Source organism: Streptomyces blattellae (assembly GCF_009709555.1).
Classification (GTDB): Bacteria; Actinomycetota; Actinomycetes; order Streptomycetales; family Streptomycetaceae; genus Streptomyces; species Streptomyces blattellae.
In genome coordinates this window covers 134472-159435 of record NZ_WJBG01000253.1, presented here as the reverse complement: position 1 = coordinate 159435, position 24964 = coordinate 134472, and the positions used below count along the sequence as shown (strand labels likewise).

Below are 24964 nucleotides of genomic sequence, written 5' to 3'. Positions count from 1 at the left end.
CCCTCACACGCCCTCGGCCCGCTCGATCCCGGCCTCCGCGCACGCCATGTCGAGGATCCGGCCGATCTTGGACGCGATGGCCCGGGCCTCCTCAAGGTTCTCGGTGGCAGCGGCGCGTGTCTCCAGAGAACGCAGTGCGGCGGCCCGCTCGGGATGCCGCTCCAGCGCGACGTACACCGCCCACTGCCCCACGAAGCGGCGCATGGGTGCGGCGCTGACCTGTTCACGTGCTTGCTGCAGGGCCGCTGACCGTTCGGCGTCGAATGTGGGCAGGGCGTCGGGTGCCAGCTGCGCGATGGCAGCTCGCAGGTCTTCCGGGGTACTGGCCGGCTGGGGGGCGACGGAGTCGCCGAGGCCAGATTGTGCGGCGGTGCTCATACGCGGTCTCCCTGGGGCGATGTGGTGGTCTGCCCACTGCCTGCCAGCGTACCCGTGAGGCTGCGGTGCGGGCTGTGCCTGTGGACAACTCACGCCTCGCCCCCGTTCCTCTTCGGCGCGACGCTGAACCACACGGCCTTGCCATGGGGGTAATCGCGTACACCCCATTGGTCGGCGCACGCCTCGACGATGCCGAGTCCCCGGCCGCGTTCGTCGTGGGCGGCGGGGGTCAGTGGCGTCGGGGTGCCCGAGCCGTGGTCCCACACCGTGACGCGGAAGTCCTCCGGGGTGCGTTCCATGCTGACGTAGGTCTCCATGGCGAGTACCGTCGAGGCGGGGCGCACGAGCCTGTCCGCAGAGAGACTGCGCCGACTGGCAATGGCCTCAGGTAGCGAAAACTCCACCTATGTGGATGCCTTGATCGAGTTGGGGAACAGGCCTGGCAAGGGGTGGTGGACGGAATACCGGGATCGGGTGCGCCCTTCGCTGCTGGATCTGGCGGAGCTGGAGGACGGTGCGGCCGAAGTCGTCTGCTACGAACCGTTCTTCGTACCAGGGCTGCTTCAGACCGAGTCCTACGCTTCGGTGATCCACCGTCAGGGGTATACGCGGGCGGATGAGTCCGAGCACCGCCTGGCAGTGGAGTTCCGCCTCGCCCGGCAGCGGATCCTCCAGGGGGAGCGTCCTCCCCGGGTCCACGCGATCGTCCACGAGGCCGCACTGCACCCGTCCTATGGGAACAGGGGTGTCATGCGCGAGCAGTTGGTCCGGCTGATCGAGCTCTCACGACTGCCGCACGTCACCATTCAGGTGCTGCCCTTCGACGGGCCCGTGCCGTTCGGTACGTCCTTCACGACGCTTCTGCCCCCTGTGAAGCGACTCGGCACGGTAGTAGTCGCGCATGTCGAAAGGACCCTGCATTTGGGGGAGGCCGAGGACCTTGCCCGGTACACGGACCTGTTCGCTAGGCTGCAGGACGCGGCGCTTCCCTCAATGGACGTGTCCGTACCGCCCGAGGGGCACCTTGCCAGGGACTCCCTGGGGCTGATCCAGAGACTCCTTTATCCCCTCCTCTGAGGAAGGCGAACATGACCGGGCTGCGGTGGCAGAAGTCGACCTACAGCGAAGGCGGCGCCGACACCTGCGTTGAGGTGGCCCTCGACCGAACCGGCACCCTCCATCTCCGCGAGAGCGTCACTCCCGCCACCGCCATCACAGCGTCGCCCACCGCCCTCGCGGCGTTGCTCGACAGCGTCAAGAGCGAGGCAGCGCCGAGTGTTTGAGAGTCTCCCCCAACTGGTCCGACGTCTGGTTCCCGAAGGGGAATTCAAGTGCTGCACCACATCGAGCTGTGGGTCCCCGACCTGCCGCGCGCGGTCCGCGAATGGGGCTGGCTTCTCGGACGGCTCGGCTACGAACCGGACCAGGAGTGGCAGGACGGCCGCAGTTGGCGCCTTGGGGTGACGTATCTGGTCGTGGAGCAGTCACCGGCGATGACCGGCACTCGCCACGACCGGACCCATCCCGGCCTGAACCACCTCGCGTTCCACGCCGGGAGCCGTGAGCAGGTCGACGCGTTGGCCGCCGAGGCCTCGGCCAACGGCTGGGAGCCGCTGTTCGCCGACCGCTACCCGCACGCCGGCGGCCCGCAGCACTACGCGGCTTACCTCGCGAACACGGCCGGGTTCGAGGTGGAGCTGGTGGCCACCGCCGACGGTGCCCGATAGCAACGCCCCCAGTGCCGGACGAGTGGGCGTTGAGTCTCACTGGCCGACAACGCGACCTTGGGTTTTGGCGGCTTCCGTTGAGACTCAGGGCACATTTGCCGTCGCCGAGCCGTATGACCCGCCTGAGTGCTTCACCTCTGCGGCCCGCCGTTCGCCTTGCCGTAGCGGCGGAATTCCCGGGTCTCCACCGTCCAGGGCCCGAAGAGCACACTGTCGCCGAAGATGTACGGGTCCTTGTGCTGGTACCGGTCCTTGCAGGGTTCCGAGTGCACCTCGATGGTGCCGGTCCTGGGGTCGACGATGAGGTAGTGCGAGATGCCCATGGCCGGGTACTCGGTGAGTTTCTCGCCGTAGTCGTTGTTCGGGTTCGACGGCGAGACGATCTCGATGACCGCCAGGACCTGGGCGGCGTCGACTGCGAGACCCTCCTCGTCGAGTACGTCCTCGGGGATCACAACGGCGTCCGGGCGCCGCATGCGGCCGATCGCCGGGTGTTCGATCTCGGGGCCGTTCTCACAGATGTAGCCCGGGTGGGAGTCGGGAAGCTGCGCGTTGAGCTGGTTTCGGATGCGGCGGACTGTGCCCTCGTGGCGTTTCGAGGGGCTCATCATCGCGAGGAGCGGCCCGGAGGGTCCGATCTCGACGTTCCACGCCCCTTCAAGGTGCTCGGCGTACGCCGTGAGCTCCTCGGCGATCGCGCGCATCTTCGCGTAGTCCATGCTCTGAGAGTACCGAGCAAGCTGCGAGGGCTGGAGGCTTGGGTGGGTACGGGTGCGTACCCGTATCCTGGGTGGATGAGTGGAAGGAGCCTCGTCATGTCCGACGCCAACATCCGCATCCCCGCCGAGGCCAGAGACCGGCTTGCCGAGATAGCGGCGGGCGAGGGTCTGTCGCTGCGTGCTTACCTCGCCCGGCTGGCCGACACGCTGCTCACCCCTGCTGAGCGCGCTCAGCGTGCTGAGCAGGCCCGTGCCGTACTGCGGGAATGGAGCGGCTATGACCCGAGCAAGGCCGAAGAGGCTGCCCTTGACGCGGAGCTCGATCGCAGGCTGGCCGAGGCGGCTGCCCCGTGACCGACCTGCATGTGATCCTCGATGCCACGGCAATGGTCGCCGCCGGTTCGGGGAACGTTCTGGCCTCCCGGCTGATCCACCGCGCGCACACCGTGCCGGGATGGTTTCTGTACGCGCCCACGTGCGCGCTGGTCGAAGCCGACCGGACCCGGCCCGGTACGGCCGAGCACATCGCCGCACTGCCCGGCATCGCCGTCCTTGATCTGGATCTGCCCACGGCCCTTGCTGTCGCCCGTGACACCACCTGGGCTCCGGCGCAGATCGAGTACGCGGCCCGGCCGACGCCCGAACGGCTCGACGGATCTGTCGTCGCCACCGCTGACCCGGAGAACTGGAAGGGGCGTGCGGTCCGCGTCCTCGACCTCAATCCGTGAGCAAGGTTCCCGGCGCTTTCCCGGCGCCGGGACCGGTCCGCGGTGGACGCCTCGTCGTCGCGGGGCGGTATCAGCATGTCCCGCCCGGAATCAGGCGCCCACCCCAGGCCGCGCCCAGTGACAAGCCACCTGTGCCCCACCACCCCCACCCAGCACCTCCAGGTCCCGCGTGCGGCACGCGTCCGCGACGCCCGTTCGCTCCGCCTCGCCGCTCGCCAGGATCTGGCAGCGGGCGTGGAAGCGGCAGCCGGAGGGGATGCGGGCGGGGTCGGGGGGCTCGCCGGTCAGGATCACCGGGGTGCCGGGGGCCTCCGGCACGACCGACAACAGCGCCTGGGTGTACGGGTGCCGGGGCGCCGTCAGCACATCCTCCACCGCGCCCGTCTCCACGATCCGGCCCAGGTACATCACCGCGACCCGGTCGGCGATGTTCCAGGCCAGCCCCAGGTCATGGGTCACCACCAGCGCGGCCAGGCCCAGTTCGTCGCGGAGCCGTAGCAGCAGGGCGAGGATCTCGCCGCGTACGGAGGCGTCGAGGGAGGCCACCGGCTCGTCGGCGATGATCAGTTCGGGGTTGAGTACCAGCGCTCCCGCGATGACCACCCGCTGCCGCTGGCCGCCGGACAACTCGTGCGGGTAGCGCAGGAAGAAACGCTCGGGTGGGCGCAGTCCGGCCTGGGAGAGGGCTTGCGTGACCGCCTTCCGCTCGTCACCGTCGTAGCCGTGGATCCGCAGGCCCTCCGCCACCGCGTCGTACACCGTGTGCCGTGGGTTCAGCGAGCCGGACGGGTCCTGGAGCACCAACTGCACACGCCGGCGGTAGGACTTGAGGTCCCGGGAGGTGTACGACAGCGGCTTCCCGGCGAAGTCGACGCGCCCCGCGGTCGGTGTCACGAGGCCGAGCAGCGCCCGCGCGAGTGTCGTCTTGCCGCACCCCGACTCACCGACCAGCGCCACGATCTCCCCGGCCCGGATGCCGAGGTCGACGCCGTCCACGGCCCGGGCGGGGGCGGCGCCGGGGCGGCCGGGGAAGGTGACGTGCAGGCCCTGGGCGCTGAGCAGGGGCGTCACAGTACTCGCAGTCACGTGTGGCTCCTCATGTCCGTCACATGCACACACGCCGCCCTCCGCTCCGGCTCCGCCTCCCGCAACACCTGGTCCTCCGACGCGCACTCCGCCAGCGCCACCTCGCATCTGGGATGGAACGCACACCCGGAGGGGAGGTCGGAGGGGTCCGGCGGGTCGCCCGCCAGGCCGCGCGGAGCGAACCGTGACGACGGGTCGCCGATGCGGGGGAAGGCGGACGACAGGGCTTCGGCGTACGGGTGCCGGGCGTTCTCGTGGACCTCCCGGGCCGGACCCTCCTCGACGACCCGGCCCGCGTACATCACGGCGAGCCGGTCGCAGGTGTCGGCGAGGACCGCCAGGTCGTGGCTGATCATGATGAGGCCGAGGTCCTGCTCGGCGACCAGGCCCTCGATCAGCCGCAGGATCTGCGCCTGGATCATCACGTCCAGGGCGGTGGTCGGCTCGTCGGCGACGACCAGCAGGGGATCGCAGGCCAGTGCCATGGCGATCGTCACCCGCTGCCGCTGGCCACCCGACAGTTCGTGGGGGTACGCCCGCGCCCGGGCCGCCGGCAGGCCCACGTGCTCCAGCAGCTCACCGGTCCGCCGCCGCGCCGCCGCCGCGGTCGTCCCGCCGTGCAGCAGGATCGGCTCGGCGATCTGGTCGCCGATGCGGTGGACGGCGTTGAGGGAGTGCATGGCCCCCTGGAAGACGATGGAGGCGCCCGCCCACCGGACCGCCCGCACCCGCCCCCACCGCATGGTCAGCACGTCCTCCCCGTCCAGCAGCACCGATCCGTCGATTCTGGTCCCGGCCGGCAGCAGCCTCAGCAGCGCCAGTGCCAGTGTCGACTTGCCGCAGCCGGATTCGCCCGCGATGCCGAGCTTCTGCCCGGCGGCCAGGGTGAGGTCGACGCCTCGCACGGCGGCTGCTCCGCCGGGGTAGGTGACGTGCAGGTCCTGGACTTCGAGCAGTGTCAAGAGGTCACCTCCAGGTCCTGGAGATCCAGCAGCCTCAGCAGTGCCGGCGCCAGCGTGGACTTGCCGCAGCCGGACTCGCCCGCGATGCCGAGCTTCTGCCCGGCCGCCGGCGTCAGGTCGACGCCCCGCACCGAGGCCGACCCGCCGGCGTGGGCCACCTCCAGGTTCCAGACATCAAGCAGCGTCAACGCCCCACCCCCAGTCTCGGATTGAGCACGGACTCCACCGCCCGCCCGCACAGCGTGAACGCCAGGGCGACCACGGCGATCGCGATGCCCGGCGGTACCAGGTACCACCAGTCGCCGGAGCTGACGGCGCCCGCTTCACGGGCCTCCTGGAGCATGCCGCCCCAGGAGACGACCGTCGGATCGCCCAGGCCGAGGAAGGCGAGGGTGGCCTCGGAGAGGATGGAGGTGGAGATCATCAAGGTCGTCTGCGCCAGGATCAGCGGCATGACGTTGGGCAGGACGTGCCGGGACATGATGTGCCAGTGCCCGCCGCCGAGCGCCTTCGCGCGTTCGATGTACGGCCGTGACTCGACGGCCAGTGTCTGCGCCCGCACCAGCCTCGCCGTCGTCGGCCAGATGGTCACGCCGATCGCCAGCACGATCGTGCCGAGCGAACGGGACATCACGGTGGCCAGCGCGATCGCCAGCACCAGCGTCGGCATCACCAGGAACCAGTCCGTGACCCGCATGACCACGGTGGCGTACGGTCCGCGGAAGTGCCCGGCCGTGATGCCCACCAGCCCGCCGATCAGCACCGACAGCACCGCCGCCAGCAGGCCCACGAGCAGTGAGACGCGGGAGCCCCACACCAGCAGGCCCAGCAGATCGCGCCCGAACCGGTCGGTGCCGAGCGGGAATTCGGCGCTCGGGCTCTCCATCGGGCGGCCCGGCGCCTCCGTCACGCTCGCCACGTCGGAGCCGACCGTCAGCGGCGCGGTCAACGCGATCACCACGAACAGGGCGAGCGCGGCCAGGCCCAGCAGGCCCGCTCGGTGCCTGCGGTACTGCTTCCAGAAGCGGGCGGCGGACTCCCGCCGCCGCTGCCAGGTGAGTGCGGCAGCCGTCGTCATCGGCCCACCCTCGGATCGAGCAGCGGATAGATCAGATCCGCCACCGTGTTCATCACGATCACCGTCGCGGCGAAGACGAAGAACAGGCCCTGGACCAGAGGGAGATCGGGCACGCTCAGCGCCTGGTAGAAGAGCCCGCCCAGGCCCGGCCACGAGAAGACGGTCTCCACGAGGATCACGCCCGCCACCGTCCGCCCCAGGTTCACGAAGATCAGCGTCACGGTCGGCAGCATCGCGTTGGGCACGGCGTGCCGCCGTCGGACCAGGTCGTCCCTCAGGCCCTTGGCGCGCGCGGTCGTCAGATAGTCGCTGCCCATCTCGTCCAGCAGCGCCGAGCGGGTGACGAGCAGCGTCTGGCCGTACTCGACCGCGACCAGGGTGATCACGGGCAGTACGAGGTGGTGGGCGACGTCGACGACGTACGCGAAGCCCTCCTCACCCCCCGACTCCATACCGCCGGTCGGGAACAGGCCCGGGATCGGGCCCAGCCCCACCCCGAAGACGATGATGAGCAGCAGGCCCAGCCAGAAGGACGGGATGGAGTAGAGAGTCAGCGCCAGGCCGGTGTTCACCCGGTCCCCGAGCCCGCCGTGCCGCCACGCCGAGCGGGTGCCGAGGAAGATGCCCAGCGCGGTGTAGAGGACGAAGGCGGTCCCCGTGAGGATCAGCGTGTTCGGGAGCGCCTCGGTGATCTTGTCGATCACAGGCGTCCGGAACTGGTACGACGTGCCCAGGTCGCCGGTGAGCGCCTTGCCGCAGTAGTCCGCGAACTGTTCCCACAAGGGCAGGTCGAGGCCGAACTCCCGGCGGTACGCGGCCAGTTGCTCGTTCGACACCTTGCGGCCCCCGGTCATGTACTTCACCGGGTCGCCGGGGATCAGCCGGAACAGGAAGAAGCTGGTGACCAGGACGGCGAAGAGGGAGACGACGGCGCCGCCCACCTTGCCCGCGCAGTAGCGCACATACCCGCTGCCCGCGCGGCGCTCGGTCTTCGGTGCCTGCGCCTTCGCGACTGCCGTGTCAGTGGCCATGGACGCTACTCACGGTCGTCGGCGGTCGCCCGCCGCCGCAGTCCGAAGAACACGCCCGCGCCCACGAGGACCACGACTCCGGACACGATGCCCACGACCACGCCCGTCGAGCCCGAGGAGTCGTCGGCGTCGGAGGCGGCCGGTACCGCCGACCACCAGCTCCAGTAGCCGTCCTGGCCGTAGATGTTGCCCGCGTCCTCCGGCATGGTGGTGATCGACGCGATCTGGTCGGTGCGGTAGGCCTCGACCGCGTTCGGGTACGCCATGACGTTCATGTATCCGAGGTCGTACAGCCGCGACTCCATCTGCTTGACGAGGTCGGCCCGTTTGGCAGGGTCGTACTCGGCGAGCTGGCGTGCGTAGAGCTCGTCGTACGTCTCGTCGCAGATGAAGTTGTCGGTCGCGCCCACGTCGTCGGGGGTGGCGGGCAGGGCGCCGCAGGTGTGGATCGACAGCACGAAGTCCGGGTCGGGGTTGACGGACCAGCCGTCGAAGGCGAGGTCGTAGTCGCCGGCGAGCCAGGGGTCGGAGACGTTGTCGAGGCAGTCGAGCGTGACGCCGATGCCGAGGTCGGCCCACCACTCCTTGAGGTACTGGCCGACGGCCTTGTCCTCCGGGTCGGTGGCGTGGCACAGGATGCGGTAGTTGATCGGCTTGCCGTCCTTGCCGACCCGCTGGCCGTCGCCGTTCTTCCGGTAGCCCGCCTGGTCCAGGAGCCGCGCCGCCTGCGCGGGGTCGTAGGCCAGCTCCTGGTCGTCCGACGGCTCCCAGTAGTACGTCGAGAAGCGCGGCGGGATGTAGCCCTCACCCTCGACGGCATGCCCCTGGAACACCCTGTCGATGAGGGTCGTACGGTCGACCGCCATGAACAGCGCCTGCCGCACCCGCTGGTCCAGCAGGGAGGGGTCGCCGTTGCCGAACGTCTCGCCGTTCGCGGCGCGGGCGCCCGGGTTGGTGGCGAGGGCGTAGAAGCGGCGGCCGGGCGCGTCGTTGACCTTGATGTCCTGCTGGTCTTCGAGCGCGGACGCCTGAGCGGGCGTCAGGTCGCCGACGAAGGACACCTCGCCCTTCTGCAGGGCGGCTACGGCCGCGTCACCGTCCTTGTAGTACTTGAAGAGCAGTTCGTCGAACTCCGGAGCGCCGCGCCAGAAGTTCTTGTTGGGCTCCAGGCGTACGTAGCTGTCGGCCTTGTAGCCGGTCAGGATGTACGGGCCGTTGCCGACGACGGGGAAGTCCTCGTCGTTGTTGAACGTGGAGAAGTCCTCGACGTTCTCCCAGATGTGCTTGGGCACGATCGGCACGTCGAGGGCGGCCATCGTGGCCTGCGGTTCGTTCAGCTCTATGACGAGCTGGGTGGGGCTGGTGGCCGTCACCTTCTTGAAGTTGGCGACGAAGCTGCCGTTCGCGGTCGCCGCGTCCTCGTCGGTCATCATCGTGTTGAACGTCCAGGCGGCGTCCTCGGCGGTGACCGGCTCGCCGTCCGACCACTCGGTGCCGGAGCGGATCGTGTACGTCCAGGTCAGCTTGTCCGCGGACGATGTCCACTTGGTGGCGAGGCCCGGGATCGCGTGGGCGTCCTCGGGGTCGTAGTTGGTGAGGTACTCGTACATCAGCCGGTGGATGCTGGTGCTGACCAGACGGCTCGCCAGGAAGGGGCTCAGCGAGTCCACGCTCTGCGAGACGGCGACCGTGAGGACCTTCTTGTCGTCCGCCGCCGCGGCGGGCCGGGGCACGAGGGCCGCCGACAGGATGAGGAGCACGGCGATCAGCAGAAGGGGCGTGCGGGTCCGGACTCTGACATGTCTGTTCAGCTGCATGGAACCTGACCTCGCGTCATCGCTCGCACAGGCGGACAGTTTTCCGGTGTCTATCAGCGCCGATCCGGACCCGTCAATGGCGCCTGCACCCCCGGTGGCCTGCGGAAATAACAAGTTGATATGACTGACATCCCCAGAGGTCCAGACCGGTGAAGCGCCCCTGGTGAAGGACTGACGACGGGTTTGTGGCAGGTGTGCACCCGGACGGGCGGCCCCGACGTGCGAGTGATCCATTTCGGGCCGATATTGGCCGATAACGGTCGGATCACCACTCAGTCATCACTCAGTCATCACTCAGTCACCACTCGGATCACCACTCGGATCACCACTCAGTCACCGCTCGGATCACCGCTCGGATCACCACTCAGTCATCACTCGGATCTTCACCCGGACCTTCACTCGGGACCTCACGAGGAGGCAGCCATGCGCAGAGCCACGCACGCCAAGTGGGCCGCATGCGCGGCGGCGGCAGCGCTCGCGGCGACGGCCTGCGGGGGCGGGGACAGCGGCTCCGGCGGCGACGGCGGCGCGGTGCTCTCCTCCTCCTGGGGCGACCCGCAGAACCCGCTGGAGCCGGCCAACACCAACGAGGTGCAGGGCGGCAAGGTCCTCGACATGATCTTCCGGGGACTGAAGCGCTACGACCCCGGGACCGGTGAGGCGAAGGACATGCTCGCCGAGAAGATCGAGACGTCCGACTCGCGGAACTTCACCATCACCGTCAAGGACGGCTGGACCTTCAGCAACGGCGAGAAGGTCACCGCGAAGTCCTTCGTCGACGCCTGGAACTACGGCGCGAGCCTGAAGAACAACCAGAGGAACGCGTACTTCTTCGGCTACATCGAGGGCTACGACAAGACGCACCCGGAGGACGGCAGCGCGCAGTCCGCCGACACCCTCTCAGGCCTGACGGTCGTGGACGACAGGACCTTCACCGTCAAGCTCAGCCAGAAGTTCTCGACCTTCCCCGACACCCTCGGCTACCCCGCCTTCGCCCCGCTCCCGCAGGCCTTCTTCGACGATCACGCCGGCTGGCTCAGCAAGCCCGTCGGCAACGGTCCGTACACCGTCGACTCGTACACCAGGGGCTCGCAGATGTCGCTGCGCGCCTGGGACGCCTACCCCGGCGCGGACAAGGCGCAGAACGGCGGCGTCGACCTCAAGGTCTACACCGACAACAACACCGCCTACACCGACCTGATGGCCGGCAACCTCGACCTCGTCGACGACGTTCCGGCCGCCCAGCTGAAGAACGTCAGGGCCGACCTCGGCGACCGCTACCTCAACACGCCCGCCGGCATCATCCAGACCCTCGCCTTCCCGTACTACGACAAGAACTGGAACAAGGCCGGGACGGAGAAGGTCCGTACGGGCCTGTCCCGGGCCATCGACCGGGACCAGATCACCGACACCATCTTCCAGAAGACCCGCACCCCCGCCGGCGACTGGACCTCCCCGGTCCTCGGCGAGGACGGCGGCTTCAGGGAAGGCCTGTGCGGGGACGCCTGCGAGTACGACCCCGACGCGGCGAAGAAGCTCATCGAGGAGGGCGGCGGGCTTCCGGGCGGCCAGGTCAAGATCACGTACAACGCGGACACCGGCTCGCACAAGCAGTGGGTCGACGCCGTCTGCAACTCCATCAACAACGCGCTCGGCGACGACCGGGCCTGCGTCGGCAACCCCGTCGGCACCTTCGCCGACTTCCGCGGCCGGATCACCGACCTGAAGATGAGCGGCCCGTTCCGGGCGGGCTGGCAGATGGACTACCCGCTCATCCAGAACTTCCTCCAGCCGCTCTACTACACGGGCGCCTCCTCCAACGACGGCAAATGGTCCAACAAGGAGTACGACGACCTGATCGACCAGGCCAACGCCGAGAGCGACACCGCCAAGGCCGTCGGACTCTTCCAGGACGCCGAGGACGTGGTCCGGGACAACATGGCCGCCATTCCGCTCTGGTACCAGAACGGCAGCGCCGGCTTCTCCGAGCGGCTGTCGGACGTGAAGCTCAATCCGTTCAGCGTCCCCGTCTACGACGAGATCAAGGTCGGCTGAGCCGCCGTGGGACAGTACGTGGTCCGGCGGCTGCTGCAGATGATCCCGGTCTTCATCGGAGCCACGCTGCTGATCTTCCTGATGGTGAACGTGATGGGCGACCCCGTCGCGGGCCTGTGCGGCGACCGGCAGTGCGACCCGGCGACGGCCGCACGGCTGCGCAAGGAGTTCGGTCTCGACAAGCCGGTCGGGCAGCAGTACCTGACGTACCTGGCCAATGTGTTCACCGGCGACTTCGGCACCGCCTTCAACGGCCGGCCCGTCACCGAGCTGATGTCGTCCGCGTTCCCGGTGACCGTCCGCCTGACGGTCGTCGCCGTCCTCTTCGAGATCGTCATCGGCATCACCCTGGGCGTGGTGACGGGGCTGCGCCGCGGCCGTCCCGTCGACACCACCGTCCTCCTGATCACCCTGGTCGTGATCTCCGTCCCCACCTTCGTCACCGGTCTGCTGCTCCAACTGCTGCTCGGCGTCGAGTGGGGGTGGATCAAACCGTCCGTCTCCACGGACGCCACCTTCGACGAACTGATCGTGCCGGGCCTGGTCCTCGCCTCGGTCTCCCTCGCCTATGTCACCCGCCTGACCCGCACGTCCATCGCGGAGAACCGGCGGTCCGACTACGTCCGTACGGCGATCGCCAAGGGCCTGCCCCGGCGCCGGGTCGTCACCAGGCACCTGCTGCGCAACTCGCTCATCCCCGTCGTCACCTTCATCGGCACCGACATCGGCGCGCTGATGGGCGGCGCGATCGTCACCGAGCGGATCTTCAACATCCACGGCGTCGGCTACCAGCTCTACCAGGGCATCCTCCGCCAGAACACACAGACCGTCGTCGGCTTCGTGACCGTCCTCGTCCTGGTCTTCCTGGTGGCCAACCTGCTCGTGGACCTCCTGTACGCCGTACTCGACCCGAGGATCCGCTATGCCTGAACCGAACGAGCCCGAGGGCGTTGTCGCCGGCACCGGAGCGGGGGGCGGGATGGGCCTCGCGGCGAGCGAGGCGGTGACGCTGGAGCGGCCGTCGGGCGGCGCGGAACGCACCGCACCTCAGGGCAAGCCCCGCTCGCTCTGGTCCGACGCCTGGCGCGACCTGCGCGGCGACCCCGTCTTCGTCATCTCCGGGCTGGTCATCCTGTTCCTGGTGGTCATCTCGCTGTGGCCGTCCGTCATCGCCTCCGGCAACCCCCTCAAGTGCGACCTCGCCAAGGCCCAGGAGGGCTCGCAGCCCGGCCATCCCTTCGGCTACGACGGCCAGGGCTGCGACGTCTACACGCGCACCGTGTACGGCGCCCGGAACTCCGTCGCCGTCGGTGTCTGCGCCACGCTCGGCGTCGCGGTCCTCGGCAGCGTGCTCGGCGGGCTCGCCGGGTTCTTCGGCGGGATCTGGGACTCGGTCCTGTCCCGGACCACGGACATCTTCTTCGCGATCCCGGTGGTCCTGGGCGGCCTGGTCCTCCTCTCGGTGGTCACCGGCAGCACCATCTGGCCGGTCATCGGATTCATGGTGCTGCTCGGCTGGCCGCAGATCTCCCGGATCGCCCGAGGCTCCGTCATCACCGCCAGGCAGAACGACTACGTCCAGGCCGCCCGCGCCCTCGGCGCCTCCAACTCCCGCCTGCTCCTGCGCCACATCGCACCCAACGCCGTGGCACCGGTGATCGTCGTCGCGACCATCGCGCTCGGCACGTACATCGCGCTGGAGGCGACCCTCTCCTACCTCGGCGTCGGCCTGAAACCACCGACGGTCAGCTGGGGCATCGACATCTCCGCCGCGTCCCCGTACATCCGCAACGCCCCCCACGCCCTCCTCTGGCCCTCCGGCGCCCTCGCCCTCACCGTCCTCGCCTTCATCATGCTGGGCGACGCGGTACGCGACGCCCTCGACCCGAAGCTGAGGTGACGTCGCATGCTGCTCGAAGTGCGGGATCTGTATGTGGAGTTCAGGACGCGGGACGGGGTCGCCAAGGCGGTCAACGGGGTCGGTTACGGGGTGGACGCGGGTGAGACGCTCGCGGTGCTCGGTGAGTCGGGGTCCGGGAAGTCGGTGACCGCGCAGACGATCATGGGGATTCTCGATGTGCCGCCGGGGCGGATCACCGGCGGCGAAGTCCTCTTCCAGGGCAAGGACCTGCTCACGCTGAAGGAGGAGGAGCGGCGGAAGGTCCGCGGCGCCCAGATGGCGATGATCTTCCAGGACGCCCTGTCGTCGCTGAACCCCGTGCTCTCCGTAGGCGACCAGCTCGGCGAGATGTTCGTGGTCCACCGGGGCCTGTCGAGGAAGGACGCGCGGGCACGGGCGATCGAGCTGATGGACCGGGTCCGTATCCCCGGCGCCGGCCAGCGCGTCCGCGACTACCCGCACCAGTTCTCCGGCGGCATGCGCCAGCGCATCATGATCGCGATGGCGCTGGCCCTGGAGCCCGCGCTGATCATCGCCGACGAGCCGACCACCGCGCTCGACGTCACCGTCCAGGCCCAGGTCATGGATCTGCTCGCGGAGTTGCAGCGCGAGTACGACATGGGCCTGATCCTGATCACCCACGACCTCGGCGTGGTCGCCGACGTCGCCGACCGGATCGCCGTGATGTACGCGGGCCGGATCGTCGAGTCCGCGCCGGTCCACGACGTCTACAAGGCGCCCGCCCACCCGTACACCCGCGGCCTGCTCGACTCCATCCCGCGCCTGGACCAGAAGGGCCGGGAGCTCTACGCCATCAAGGGCCTGCCCCCGAACCTCATGGACATCCCGCCGGGCTGCGCCTTCCACCCCCGCTGCCCCATGGCCCAGGACGTGTGCCGCACCGACGAGCCCCCGCTGTACGAGGTCTCCGAAGACCGGGGCAGCGCCTGCCACTTCTGGAGGGAGTGCCTGCATGGCTGAGCCGATCCTGGAGGTCAGCGGGCTCGTCAAGCACTACCCGCTCACCCGGGGCATCCTCTTCAAGAAGCAGATCGGCGCCGTCAGGGCAGTCGACGGCGTGGACTTCGACCTCGCCCGCGGCGAAACCCTCGGCATCGTCGGCGAGTCCGGCTGCGGCAAGTCGACGGTCGCCAAGATGCTGGTCAACCTGGAGCGACCGACGGCCGGGTCGATCAGATACCAGGGCGAGGACATCACCAAGCTGTCGGGCAGGGCACTGAAGACCGTCCGCCGCAACATCCAGATGGTGTTCCAGGACCCGTACACCTCCCTCAACCCCCGTATGACGGTCGGCGACATCATCGGAGAGCCGTACGACATCCACCCCGAGGCGGCCCCGAAGGGCGACCGGCGCAGGCGGGTCCAGGACCTGCTGGACGTCGTGGGTCTCAACCCCGAGTACGTCAACCGCTATCCGCACCAGTTCTCCGGCGGCCAGCGCCAACGCATCGGCATCGCCCGCGGGTTGGCGCTGCGCCCCGAGGTGATCGTCGCCGACGAGCCGGTGTCGGCGCTGGACGTGTCGGTCCAGGCACAGGTGATCAACCTGATGGAGCGCCTGCAGGACGAGTTCGACCTCTCCTACATCTTCATCGCGCACGACCTGTCGATCGTCCGGCACATCTCGGACCGGGTCGGGGTGATGTACCTCGGCCGGATCGTGGAGATCGGACGGGACGCCGAGATCTACGACCATCCGACGCACCCCTACACCCAGGCGCTGCTGTCCGCGGTGCCCGTCCCGGACCCCGAGGCGCGTGAGCACCGGGAGCGGATCATCCTCGCGGGCGATGTCCCGTCCCCGGCCAACCCGCCCTCCGGCTGCCGCTTCCGCACCCGCTGCTGGAAGGCGCGGGAGCGCTGCGAGCTGGAGATGCCGCCGCTCGCGGTGCCCGCGGTGTTCGCGGCGGGCCCGGCGGCGCACGACTCAGCCTGCCACTTCGCCGAGGCGAAGCAGGTCGTACCGGCGGAGACCGCGGAGAACGCGGGGACCGCGGAGAACGCGGGGACCGCGGAGAACGCGGGGACCGCGGAGTAACACACAGGCAACTCCGACGACCCGTTTCCGATATACGGACGCGTCACTCTCTACAACGTACGGCCGTGCGGGTGCCGTAAACGGACCGGGGTGCAGCCATGTCACCCCGGTCCGTTCTTTGCGCCTAAACCGGCGCCGCTCTCGCGGAGGTGGCTGGCCTTTCGTCGTGGTGCCTCAATTCATGGTTGCTGTGCTCTGTGGAGTGTTTTGCTCAGCCCAGTTCGAGAGCGCGACGGAGGAAGTCCACCTGGAGCAGCAGCAGATTCTCGGCGACCTGTTCCTGCGGGGTCATGTGCGTGACCCCGGACAGCGGCAGCACCTCGTGCGGGCGGCCGGCGGCCAGCAGGGCCGAGGAGAGGCGGAGGGCGTGTGCGACGACCACGTTGTCGTCGGCGAGGCCGTGCACGATCATCAGCGGGCGGTGCGGCTCGGCGGGCGCGGACAGACCGTCGTCGGTGACGAGGGAACTCCGCGCGTACGACTCCGGCTGGGTGGCCGGGTCGCCCAGGTACCGCTCCGTGTAGTGCGTGTCGTACAGCCGCCAGTCCGTGACCGGGGCGCCCGCGATGCCCGCGTGGAAGACGTCCGGGCGGCGCAGCACCGCGAGCCCGGCGAGCCAGCCGCCGTACGACCAGCCGCGGATCGCCACCCGGGAGAGGTCCAGCGGGTGCCTCAGCGCGAGGTCCTGCAACGCCTCGACCTGGTCGTCGAGGGAGACGGTGAAGTCGTGATGGACCGCCTTCTCCCAGGCAGGGGAGCGGCCGGGGGTGCCGCGGCCGTCGGCGACGACCACCGCGAAGCCCTGGTCGGCGAACCACTGCGAGGTGAGGTGCGCGTTGTGCGCGGCGACCACGCGGGGCCCGTGCGGACCGCCGTACGGATCCAGCAGAACCGGCAGGAGCGCGTCCCCTTGGTGGTCCCGAGGCAACAGCACGGCGCACGGGATACGTCGTGCGCCCCCTTGGGTGAGGATCACACGTGGGGACATTCCGGGATCTTCGGCGTACGAGGGGATGGCCGCCGCCTTCTTTCCGTCCCGCTCCACCCGCACCTGCGCGCCCGGCCTGTCCGGTACCGCCGACACCAGGACCGTGACGCCCCCGGAGCGCACGGCGGAGTGCACGCCGGGCTCCTGGGAGACGCGTTCCATGCCGAGTTCGTTCACCCGGTAGACATGCACTTCGCCGGTCTCCGGGTCGGCCGCGTCCTCGCCCGCCGACGCCGAGACCAGCACGTCGTCGTCGGAGACGTCGAGCACGGCGCGCAGGTGCAACTGCGGTCCCGTCAGGGGGCGTTCGCCGACCGCGAGGACCCGGGCGCCGCCCTCGTCGGCGATCCGCACGAGCTGTCCGGAGGGGCTCCAGCAGGGCACCCCGGGAAAGAGCTCCAGCCATGTCGGATCTTCGTCCGCGTGCACCATACGACTCGCCCCGGTGTCCGGGTCCACGGCCAGGAAGAGCTGGCTGCGCTGGTCCCGGGCCTGGACGAGCAGCAGCGGCGCACCCGCCGCCGACCAGTGCACATGCGCCAGATAGGGGTAGCGCGCCCGGTCCCAGGCGACCTCCGTGCGGGTCCCGTCGAGGCCGATCACGAACAGCCGGACCTCCGCGTTGGGGCTGCCCGCCACCGGATACGCGACGTGGTCCGGGTCCCGTTCCGGATGGGCCGGGTCGGAGATCCACCAGCGACGCACCGGCGTGTCGTCCACGCGGGCCATCAGCAGCCGGTCCGCGTCCGGCGACCACCAGAAGCCCCGTGACCGGCCCATCTCCTCGGCCGCGATGAACTCCGCCAGCCCGTACGTCACGTGCTCCGACTCCGGCTCGGCGAGCGCCCGGTCACCTTCGCCCTCGGCGCCCACGACCCGCAGGGCACCCCGGACGACGTAGGCGATGTGCCGTCCGTCGGGCGCGGGGCGCGGGTCGATCACCGGACCGGGGACGGGGAGTTCGCGTGCCGTGCCGGCCCGCAGTTCCGCCGTGAAAAGCCGCCCCGACAGCGCGAATGAGGCCAGCTCGACGGCCGTGTCGGTGGCGTAGCCGACGATGCCGGCGCCGGACTCGCGGCTGCGTTCACGGCGTGCGCGTTCCTCGGGCGACAGGTTCTCCGACGTGCCGCCGAGCAGGGCGCGCGGGTCCGCCGCTACGCGCTCCCCGTCGTCCGGAAGGTCCAGCACCCAGAGCGAATTCGCCCGGTCTGTACCGGAACCCGAGCGCAGGAACACGACACGGGAACCGTCGGGTGCCACGGTGAACGAACGCGGCGCACCGAGCGTGAATCGCTGGGTGCGGGCGTGCCGTCGGGGGAAGGAGTCGGGCTCTGTCGTCATGCCCCGACCATATTGGCCCATGCGCCCCCTCGTGCGGCCGTGCGCCGACGGATGCGCAGGCACGGGTCGTTATGATCACTGACGCTGCGTGGGTATGAACCTGCTGTCTGTCGTCTGTGTTTACAAGGTGACCTGCTCTGACTGGAGGTGAGCCGCGGTGGTGATTTCGATCTCGGCGGTGGTGCTGCTGGCCATCATCGTCTTCCTGCTGGTCAGGAGGTCAGGCCTGAAAGCCGGACATGCCGTCGTCTGCACACTGCTGGGCTTCTACCTCGCCTCCTCGACCGTCGCTCCCAGCATCAACGACCTGACGACGAACATCGCCGGAGTGATCAGCAGCCTCAACTTCTGACCGCCGTCCGAAGGCCGCTGGGCGGGCGTGCCGGGGGGAGTGCCGGGGGGAGTGGACGGGTGGGCGGGGGATGAGGCCGGAGGCCTCGTAGGGTGGGGCCCATGACGGAACTGCCTTCCCCCGGCCCGCGGCCGGGGGGACCCGCATCTCGCCTCGCCCGGCGTCTGCTGCTGGTGCACGCGCACCCGGACGACGAGTCGATCAACAACGGCGCCACGATGGCCAAGTACGCCGCCGAGGGCGCCCGGGTGACGCTGGTCACCTGCACCCTCGGGGAACTCGGCGAGGTCATCCCGCCCGGGCTGCGCCATCTGACGGGCACGGCCCTCGGCGAGTACCGGCAGCGCGAACTCGCCGCCGCCATGTCCGAGCTGGGCGTCGAGGACTTCCGTCTGCTCGGCGGCCCCGGCCGCTACCGCGACTCCGGGATGATGGGCCTGGCCGACAACGACGACCCCGCCTGCTTCTGGCAGGCCGACGTCGACGAGGCCGCCGCCCGTCTCGTCGAGGTGATCCGCGAGGTACGGCCACAGGTCCTCGTCACCTATGACCCCCACGGCGGCTACGGGCACCCTGACCACATCCAGGCCCACCGGGTGGCCATGCGCGCCGCCGAGGAGGCCGGCCTGGGCATCCGGAAGGTCTATTGGAACCGCGTGCCGCGCCCCGCCGCCGAGGCCGCGTTCGCCCGGCTCCAGGACGACCTGCCCGGCCTGCCCTTCGACAAGTCGGCCGCCGTCGACGACGTACCGGGCGTGGTGGACGAGGCAGCGGTCACCGCCGTGATCGACGGCACCGCCTACGCCGCGGCCAAGGCCGCCGCGATGCGCGCGCACGCCACGCAGATCGACGTGGCCGAGCCCTACTTCGCGCTCTCCAACGAACTCGCACAGCCCATCTTCACCACCGAGTACTACGAACTCGCCCAGGGGGCACCCGGCGGCCCCCGAGAGACCGACCTGTTCGCCGGAATCGAGGAGGCGTCATGAGTTCGGCCGACCGGACCACGCTGCTCGCCCAGCCCCTGCGCCGTCCGTCCGCCGGGCGGGCAGCCGCCTATCTGGGTCTCTTCGTGCTCGGCGCGATCGTGGGCGTGGCCGGGTCGCTGGTGCAGTCCGGGTGGATGCCGGGCGGGCTGCTGCTCGCCCTCGCCGGCGAGGCCGGGGCCTGTCTCGGCGGGGCGCTCGCCACGCGCAGCCGGGGCGGGGCCGTCGCACCGGCCGGCGGGTGGATGCTCGCCGTCATCCTGCTCACCGCCAGCCGCCCGGAGGGCGACTACGTGTTCTCCGCGGAAGGCGGCTCCTATCTCTTCCTGCTCGGAGGTATGGCCGTGGCTGTGATCTGCGCCACCCTTGGCCCGGGGCGGCAACCGGACGGCGACCCCGTCCGACCTGGCAAATGACGTAACGCTTCGCCGCTTCGTGCTCGTGCGGGTCCGGTGTGGGTTTCCAAGGCGGTCGTGGGATACAGGCCGGAAGTGGCCAGTATGGTGGTGCCGCCGCCGAGCCGCCCGAACAGTGTTGAGGTCGAAACGGGCGGCGGAGCCAACCGGGAGAACCTGCCTTGAGTCGTGAAACTGACAGTCCGTCCTCCGGGCCCAACGGGCGCGGCGGAGCCGCTTACCCCTCGGGCACGCCGCCGTACGGGACCCCCGCGGTCTCCGGCGACGGTCCGGACATGGGCCGTGCGGCCACGCAGCCGGAGGAACGCAAGACCGAGACAACGCTGACGACCCGGGTCCGGATCAACATCCCCGGGTCCAGGCCCATTCCGCCGGTCGTCGTGCGCACGCCCGTCGCGGACTCCGGCACCGCGGACGACGATGCCCCCGCGTCGGCGCCCGGTTCCGCCACGGCCGTGGGCACGGGCACCGTCGACGCTCCCGCGGAGCCGACGGCCGCCCGGCCGGCCGGCGAGGAGAAGACCAGCGACTGGTTCGCGCCACGTCCGCCCTCGAAGGGCAAGGGCGGTGGCACCTCCAACGGAGCCGCTCCGTCCGGTGGTTCGGGTGTGGGTGCGGGTGCGGGTGCGGCTGTGCCCGGTGGCGGTGCGGGTCCGGGCGTTCCCGGCCGTACCGGCGCTCCCGGCGGTCCGCGTCCGGGTGCCGCGGGTACCGGCCGGCCCGGTGGTGTGGTCGGTTCCATGAGCGCGCCGGGCGGTGGCTCCCGCCCCGGCGCCACGAACGGCTCCGGGCTGCCCGGCGGCGCCACCGGCGGACCCGTCGCGCCCGGGCACGGTGGCGGCACCGGCTCCTTCGACGTGACCGAGGCGCTGGCGGCAGGGTCGCTGGGCAACGGGGCACGTCCGGGTTCGGGCAGCGGCGAACCGGCACGCGACGGCCTGCCGTACTTCTCGGACAACGACCGCGGCGGCCAAGGCGGTTCAGGCGGCTACGGCGCCCAGAACGGTCAGGCCGGACCCGCGGGCCCGGGCGGGCCGAGCGGCTTCAACGGACCGGGCGGCCGGGGCGGCTCCGGCGGACCCCAGGGTCCCGCCGGCCCGACCGGGGGCCCCGTCACCGGCGACGGCCCGATGGTCCCGCCGATCGGCGTCGGCCCCGGCGGGGGCCCCGACGGGTTCGGCGGGGGGCCGGGCGGCGGCCCCAATGGACTCGGCTCGGCGCCGAGCCGCTCCGGCCGTGACTTCAGCGATCCGGGCGGGCCGGGGAGTGACTTCGGCGCATCGAGTGGGCCGGGGAGTGACTTCGGCGCATCGAGTGGGCCGGGGAGTGACTTCAGCGGTCCGGGTGGACCGGGGAGTGACTTCGGCACATCGGGCGGACGGGGCGGTGACTTCGGCGGTCCGGGTGGCCAGGGTGACGGGCGCGGCGGACGGGGCGGCTCGGGCCATGCGTCCGGTGGCCACGGCGGCCCAGGCGGCGTGCCAGGTGGCCCCGGCAGCCAGGGCGTTCACAATGGTCCCGGGGGCCCCGGAGGTCCCGGCAGCCAGGGGGTTCACAACGGCCCCGCCGGCCCCGGCGGCCCCGGTACGCCGCCCCGCGGCGTCCCCCAGGCGGGCCTCGGCGCTCCGGGTACCGCACCCGCAGGGCTCGGTCCCGGCGGTGGGCTGAGTGACGACACGGCGATCCTCACCCCGCAGAAGCCGGCGCCCGAACCGGGCCCGCAGGGCTACCCCGCACCGGACAACGTCTCCGGACACACCGTCACCAGCGGCATCCCCGTGGTGCCGCCCGGCGCCGCGAACTCCCCGTTCGCGCCCGGCACGCACCCCGACGGGCCGCTGCCCCACACGCCGCCGAAGCTGCCCGAGCCGGACGAGAAGAAGGCCGCGCCCGCGGCGGCGCCCCGGAAGAAGAAGGGGCGCAACAAGCTGGCCCTGGTCGGCGGTGGCGTGTTCGTCGTCGCCGGTGTCGCCTACGGCGCCGGCCTGCTGATGAACAGCTCGGACGTGCCCAGGGGCACCACCGTGCTCGGCGTCGACATCGGCGGCACGCGCGACGACGCCGTCAAGACACTCGACGACGCCTTCGGCGACCGTACGAACCAGGCGCTGAAGCTGTCCGTCGACGGCAGGACCGTGTCGCTGACGCCGGACCAGGCGGGCCTCCAGTTCGACCAGCAGGCCACCGTCCGCGCGGCCGCGACGAGCGACTACAACCCGGTCTCCGTCATCGGCTCGCTCTTCGGCAACCACCGTGTCGTCGAGCCGGTCATGCCGGTCGACGAGGAGAAGCTGAAGGCCGCCCTGGAGGACGCCGCGGGCGGCGCCGGCTCGGTGAGCGAGGGCACGATCACGTTCGAGTCCGGCAAGGCCGTCGCCGTGTACGGCAAGGCGGGCAAGGGCATCGCCGTCGGCCAGTCGACCGACGCGGTGGAGCAGGCCTACCGCGACCAGGTGGAGACCGGCAAGGCCTCCGCGGTGACGCTCCCGACGACCGCCCAGCAGCCGACGGTGTCGAACGCCGAGGTCGACCGGATGATGAAGGAGTTCGCGGAGCCGGCGATGTCGGCCAACGTCGTCGTAAGGACGGACGCCACCCGATTCATCGAGTTCAGCCCGCAGAACTCCCTGTGGAAGTTCCTCAGGGTGGAGGCCGTGAACGGCAAGCTCGTCGACAGCCCTGACCTGAACGCGCTCAAGGAGCTTTACGGCGGGACCTTCGACGGCGTGCTGATCACCCGGGGCACCGGCGAGAAGACGCCCGTCACTCCCGAGGACGTCTACGGCGCTTTGCGCCAGGCCCTGCTGAGCAAGACCGACCGGGACGTCACCATCGAGACGAACCCCAGCTAGCCGAGCACAACAGCGAGAGGGCACCCGGTCCAGACCGGGTGCCCCTCCGGGGGCAGCCGGGTACAGCAGTCAATTGAGCATCGCTCGCGCGGCCAGCGCCTGCCCCCGCACCCGCTCAGCCGCACCTTCGTCAACCGCTCCCACCACCTCCGCATACGCCTCCAACTCCGCGGCCCCGTCGGCGAAGTCACCCCGCCGCACCAGCAACTGCGCCCGCTCGTAGCGCAACCGGGCCGGATGCGAGGGCAGCAGCAACGACAGCTCGACCCCCCACAACGCCACATCCGACCGCTCGGGCCGAGCCGCGGCCCACGCGCGCACGTTGTTCAGGATCCGCACCAGCACCTCCAGCGGGTCGGCCGGTGTCAGCATCGACGGATGCAGCGCGGCCCCCGTCGCCCCCGCGACCAACAGCTCCACATCACCCCCGCTCAGCACCCGCCCCCCGTCGAAGGGATCGGCCAGCACCTGCTCCTCCGCGTCCCCGAAGCCGACCACGAAGTGCCCGGGCAACGCGACCCCGTACACATGGGCCCCCGCCCGCCGAGCGACCTCCATCCACACCACCGACAGCAGAATCGGCAACCCGCGCCGCCGCCGGAGCACCTCGTGCAGCAACGACGACTCCAGCCGCCGATAGTCCGCAGCGGAGCCGCGGAAGCCGTGCCGCTCCCCGAGCGACTCCCGCAAAGCCACCGCCCACGACCGCGGCCCTCCGGGCCGGAACGGCAGCTGCCCCGCCAACTCGTCCAGCCCGATCTGCGCCGCGTCGATCCCGGCCTCGTCCAGTGTCCCGTCCGCCTCCGCGCCCACCAGCAGGCACAGCGTCGACAGATCGGGCCGTTCGGAGCGCGCCTCTTCCGAGAACCGCCGCCGCAGCTCGGCGGACCGTTCCGGCGGGGGAGGGTAGGGGGGACGCATAGCTGGCTCGTGCCCCCTCACGACGATCCGTACCGGTCGGCGTCGGTCACCGCCTCGCTCACGGCCGACTCGTTCACCGCCGGCTCGCGATAGTGGTGGTACGCGTGATGCGCACCGAAGCCCATCCCGCCGTACAACGCCCGCGCCCCCTCATTGTCCGCCTCGACCTGCAGCCACGCAGCCGACGCGCCCTCGGCGAGGGCCTGCCGGGCCAGCGCGGCCATGACCTCGGTGGCCAGCCCCTCCCGCCGCCGCTCGGGATCCACCTCGACGGCCGCGAACCCGGCCCACCGCCCGTCCACGACCAGCCGCCCGATGGCGGCGGGCACGGCGGCCCCGCCCGCACCGGGCGCGTCCCCTCCCGCGCCTGGCACCGTCGCGAACCACACCGACGGCCCAGTCCCCAGCACCTGCAAAGCCACATCACTCACGCCCTTGCGCTGATAGCGCCCCAGCCACTGCGCATCGGCGGCCCTGGACAGCACGACCCCGGCCCCCGCCGCCAGTTCGGCGACCGGCGCCGGCCTGCCGATCCACATCTCGGCCGTCACCTCCCGCGTCCACCCCCGCTGCTCCAGCTCGGCGCACAGCAGCTCCTGCGTGCTCCCGGGGCCTGTCCGGGCCTCGGTCGCGGTCTGGATGTACGCCGGCAGCCCACGGTCGCCGTACCACCGCCGTACGACGGTGAGCGCCTCGTCGAGCGGCAGGCCGGGGTCGCCGAGCGGCAGCACTGAGTTGGCCCGCCGGGTGAACCCGGCCGCGGCCCGCAGCTCCCACTCACCGAGCCGCTCGCTCTCCACCGGCCGCCAGGCCCGGGAGGCGACCCGGGCGAGCTCCTCGTACGAGGCGGCGGGACCGCGCCGCCGGGCGGGCGCAGACGGCGCTACCTTGCCCGCCACCAGCGAGGACTCCGGGATCCGGACGGACTCTCCGTCCCGCCGCCTGATCACCAGCTCACCGGTGTTCCATGATGTGAGAACACCCACCGTGTCAGTGAATTTCTCGTGCGTGCGTCCAGGCGTGGTCAAGCACCGTACCGAGACACGTTTGCCCACGTCAGCGGCGGTGATGCGGATCTCAAGGCGTCCGGCCGCGGAGATTTCCACAGGTCTGTTCACCCCTCCTGTTCGGATCATGCCCAAGAACGGAGATACTAGATGCGGGCATCGACGACGCCGCGCTCCCGCGCGCCAGGCGGCGGAGCCTGAGGAGGCCCGCCAGCGCCCTATCGAGGAGGAACGACAGCGTGACCTACGTCATCGCGCAGCCTTGTGTCGACGTCAAGGACAAGGCGTGCATCGAGGAGTGCCCGGTCGACTGCATCTACGAGGGCCAGCGGTCCTTGTACATCCACCCGGACGAATGCGTCGACTGCGGAGCCTGTGAGCCGGTCTGCCCGGTCGAGGCGATCTTCTACGAAGACGACACTCCGGAGGAGTGGAAGGACTACTACAAGGCGAACGTCGAGTTCTTCGACGAGCTCGGCTCCCCCGGCGGCGCAAGCAAGCTGGGCCTGATCGAGCGCGACCACCCCTTCGTCGCCGCGCTGCCGCCACAGGCCGAGTAAT

Annotated in this window: 27 protein-coding genes; 15 read left to right on the top strand and 12 right to left on the bottom strand. The window is 70.5% G+C overall.

What is annotated here, in order from left to right; translation table 11 throughout:
• Window positions 1-3: 3 nt before the first annotated feature.
• Both GFH49_RS39075 and GFH49_RS39070 read right to left on the bottom strand, forming a co-directional pair.
• Window positions 4-378, bottom strand: a complete 375-nt coding sequence (locus GFH49_RS39075; RefSeq protein ID WP_155060800.1) for a DUF6247 family protein — start codon at window positions 376-378, stop codon at window positions 4-6.
• An 89-nt stretch (window positions 379-467) separates the two neighbouring features.
• Window positions 468-695 (bottom strand): ATP-binding protein, encoded by a 228-nt coding sequence (locus tag GFH49_RS39070; protein ID WP_155060799.1) that lies wholly within the window; start codon window positions 693-695, stop codon window positions 468-470.
• On the opposite strand from GFH49_RS39070, the gene GFH49_RS39065 reads away from it, so the two are divergent.
• From GFH49_RS39065 to GFH49_RS39055, 3 genes are read left to right on the top strand one after another with little or no spacing between them, the layout of a single operon-like run.
• The gene (locus GFH49_RS39065) at window positions 694-1455 is read left to right on the top strand and encodes a DUF5753 domain-containing protein (RefSeq protein ID WP_155060798.1); all 762 of its coding nucleotides are present in this window, start codon (window positions 694-696) and stop codon (window positions 1453-1455) included. The two genes, GFH49_RS39070 and GFH49_RS39065, sit on opposite strands and share 2 nt — an antisense overlap.
• 11 nt (window positions 1456-1466) lie before the next feature.
• Window positions 1467-1661, top strand: coding sequence for a DUF397 domain-containing protein (locus GFH49_RS39060; RefSeq protein WP_155060797.1), 195 nt, complete (start codon window positions 1467-1469; stop codon window positions 1659-1661).
• 48 nt (window positions 1662-1709) lie between these two features.
• Window positions 1710-2105, top strand: a complete 396-nt coding sequence (locus GFH49_RS39055) for a VOC family protein (protein ID WP_155060796.1) — start codon at window positions 1710-1712, stop codon at window positions 2103-2105.
• A gap of 131 nt (window positions 2106-2236) precedes the next feature.
• On the opposite strand, the gene GFH49_RS39050 is transcribed toward GFH49_RS39055, so the two are convergent.
• Window positions 2237-2824 carry a Uma2 family endonuclease gene (locus GFH49_RS39050; RefSeq protein ID WP_155060795.1) on the bottom strand — a complete coding sequence of 196 codons (588 nt, stop codon included), beginning with the start codon at window positions 2822-2824 and terminating at the stop codon, window positions 2237-2239.
• Window positions 2825-2920: 96 nt separating this feature from the next.
• Here GFH49_RS39050 and GFH49_RS39045 point away from each other — a divergent pair, with 96 nt between their 5' ends.
• Both GFH49_RS39045 and GFH49_RS39040 read left to right on the top strand, forming a co-directional pair.
• On the top strand, window positions 2921-3178 hold the full coding sequence (locus GFH49_RS39045; RefSeq protein ID WP_155060794.1) for a hypothetical protein: 258 nt from the start codon (window positions 2921-2923) through the stop codon (window positions 3176-3178).
• Window positions 3179-3183: 5 nt separating this feature from the next.
• The gene (locus tag GFH49_RS39040) at window positions 3184-3552 is read left to right on the top strand and encodes a PIN domain-containing protein (protein WP_155060829.1); all 369 of its coding nucleotides are present in this window, start codon (window positions 3184-3186) and stop codon (window positions 3550-3552) included.
• A gap of 90 nt (window positions 3553-3642) precedes the next feature.
• Here the strand turns inward: GFH49_RS39040 and GFH49_RS39035 are convergent, their stop codons facing one another.
• The 6 genes from GFH49_RS39035 to GFH49_RS39010 are packed head-to-tail and all read right to left on the bottom strand — an operon-like array spanning window position 3643 to window position 9526.
• Complete coding sequence (locus GFH49_RS39035) at window positions 3643-4746, bottom strand: oligopeptide/dipeptide ABC transporter ATP-binding protein (RefSeq protein ID WP_155060793.1); 1104 nt, start codon at window positions 4744-4746, stop codon at window positions 3643-3645.
• Window positions 4635-5600, bottom strand: a complete 966-nt coding sequence (locus GFH49_RS39030) for an ABC transporter ATP-binding protein (protein ID WP_155060792.1) — start codon at window positions 5598-5600, stop codon at window positions 4635-4637. The genes GFH49_RS39035 and GFH49_RS39030 overlap by 112 nt, the downstream gene beginning before the upstream one ends.
• Window positions 5597-5788 (bottom strand): ATP-binding cassette domain-containing protein, encoded by a 192-nt coding sequence (locus tag GFH49_RS39640; protein WP_196218292.1) that lies wholly within the window; start codon window positions 5786-5788, stop codon window positions 5597-5599. The genes GFH49_RS39030 and GFH49_RS39640 overlap by 4 nt, the downstream gene beginning before the upstream one ends.
• Entirely contained in the window at window positions 5785-6678 is an 894-nt protein-coding gene (locus tag GFH49_RS39020) for an ABC transporter permease (RefSeq protein ID WP_155060790.1), read from the bottom strand. The genes GFH49_RS39640 and GFH49_RS39020 overlap by 4 nt, the downstream gene beginning before the upstream one ends.
• Window positions 6675-7709, bottom strand: coding sequence for an ABC transporter permease (locus tag GFH49_RS39015; protein ID WP_155060789.1), 1035 nt, complete (start codon window positions 7707-7709; stop codon window positions 6675-6677). Before GFH49_RS39015 ends, GFH49_RS39020 begins: the two co-directional genes overlap by 4 nt.
• A 5-nt stretch (window positions 7710-7714) precedes the next feature.
• On the bottom strand, window positions 7715-9526 hold the full coding sequence (locus GFH49_RS39010) for an ABC transporter substrate-binding protein (protein ID WP_155060788.1): 1812 nt from the start codon (window positions 9524-9526) through the stop codon (window positions 7715-7717).
• Window positions 9527-9949: 423 nt separating this feature from the next.
• Here GFH49_RS39010 and GFH49_RS39005 point away from each other — a divergent pair, with 423 nt between their 5' ends.
• From GFH49_RS39005 to GFH49_RS38985, 5 genes are read left to right on the top strand one after another with little or no spacing between them, the layout of a single operon-like run.
• Window positions 9950-11581 (top strand): peptide ABC transporter substrate-binding protein, encoded by a 1632-nt coding sequence (locus GFH49_RS39005; protein WP_155060787.1) that lies wholly within the window; start codon window positions 9950-9952, stop codon window positions 11579-11581.
• Window positions 11582-11587: 6 nt separating this feature from the next.
• Window positions 11588-12511, top strand: a complete 924-nt coding sequence (locus GFH49_RS39000; protein WP_155060786.1) for an ABC transporter permease — start codon at window positions 11588-11590, stop codon at window positions 12509-12511.
• Window positions 12504-13481 carry an ABC transporter permease gene (locus GFH49_RS38995; RefSeq protein WP_155060785.1) on the top strand — a complete coding sequence of 326 codons (978 nt, stop codon included), beginning with the start codon at window positions 12504-12506 and terminating at the stop codon, window positions 13479-13481. Before GFH49_RS39000 ends, GFH49_RS38995 begins: the two co-directional genes overlap by 8 nt.
• Window positions 13482-13487: 6 nt before the next feature.
• A complete protein-coding gene (locus GFH49_RS38990) occupies window positions 13488-14462 on the top strand; it encodes an ABC transporter ATP-binding protein (protein ID WP_155060784.1) in 975 nt (324 codons plus the stop codon).
• Window positions 14455-15540, top strand: a complete 1086-nt coding sequence (locus GFH49_RS38985) for an ABC transporter ATP-binding protein (RefSeq protein WP_155060783.1) — start codon at window positions 14455-14457, stop codon at window positions 15538-15540. Before GFH49_RS38990 ends, GFH49_RS38985 begins: the two co-directional genes overlap by 8 nt.
• A gap of 211 nt (window positions 15541-15751) precedes the next feature.
• On the opposite strand, the gene GFH49_RS38980 is transcribed toward GFH49_RS38985, so the two are convergent.
• Window positions 15752-17869 carry a S9 family peptidase gene (locus GFH49_RS38980; protein WP_155060782.1) on the bottom strand — a complete coding sequence of 706 codons (2118 nt, stop codon included), beginning with the start codon at window positions 17867-17869 and terminating at the stop codon, window positions 15752-15754.
• 157 nt (window positions 17870-18026) lie between these two features.
• Here GFH49_RS38980 and GFH49_RS38975 point away from each other — a divergent pair, with 157 nt between their 5' ends.
• The 4 genes from GFH49_RS38975 to GFH49_RS38960 all read left to right on the top strand — a co-directional run bounded on the left by GFH49_RS38975 (window position 18027) and on the right by GFH49_RS38960 (window position 22475).
• Window positions 18027-18221 (top strand): hypothetical protein, encoded by a 195-nt coding sequence (locus GFH49_RS38975; RefSeq protein WP_155060781.1) that lies wholly within the window; start codon window positions 18027-18029, stop codon window positions 18219-18221.
• Between the two features lie 101 nt (window positions 18222-18322).
• On the top strand, window positions 18323-19210 hold the full coding sequence (gene mshB / locus GFH49_RS38970) for an N-acetyl-1-D-myo-inositol-2-amino-2-deoxy-alpha-D-glucopyranoside deacetylase (RefSeq protein WP_155060780.1): 888 nt from the start codon (window positions 18323-18325) through the stop codon (window positions 19208-19210).
• Window positions 19207-19623, top strand: coding sequence for a DUF6113 family protein (locus tag GFH49_RS38965; protein WP_155060779.1), 417 nt, complete (start codon window positions 19207-19209; stop codon window positions 19621-19623). Before mshB ends, GFH49_RS38965 begins: the two co-directional genes overlap by 4 nt.
• 161 nt (window positions 19624-19784) lie before the next feature.
• The gene (locus GFH49_RS38960; RefSeq protein WP_408055995.1) at window positions 19785-22475 is read left to right on the top strand and encodes a hypothetical protein; all 2691 of its coding nucleotides are present in this window, start codon (window positions 19785-19787) and stop codon (window positions 22473-22475) included.
• A gap of 69 nt (window positions 22476-22544) precedes the next feature.
• Here the strand turns inward: GFH49_RS38960 and GFH49_RS38955 are convergent, their stop codons facing one another.
• The gene (locus tag GFH49_RS38955) at window positions 22545-23396 is read right to left on the bottom strand and encodes a transglutaminase family protein (RefSeq protein WP_155060778.1); all 852 of its coding nucleotides are present in this window, start codon (window positions 23394-23396) and stop codon (window positions 22545-22547) included.
• Between the two features lie 17 nt (window positions 23397-23413).
• Window positions 23414-24502, bottom strand: coding sequence for a GNAT family N-acetyltransferase (locus GFH49_RS38950; protein ID WP_155060827.1), 1089 nt, complete (start codon window positions 24500-24502; stop codon window positions 23414-23416).
• Window positions 24503-24642: 140 nt separating this feature from the next.
• On the opposite strand from GFH49_RS38950, the gene fdxA reads away from it, so the two are divergent.
• The gene (fdxA, locus tag GFH49_RS38945) at window positions 24643-24963 is read left to right on the top strand and encodes a ferredoxin (RefSeq protein WP_007495984.1); all 321 of its coding nucleotides are present in this window, start codon (window positions 24643-24645) and stop codon (window positions 24961-24963) included.
• Window position 24964 lies beyond the last annotated feature (1 nt).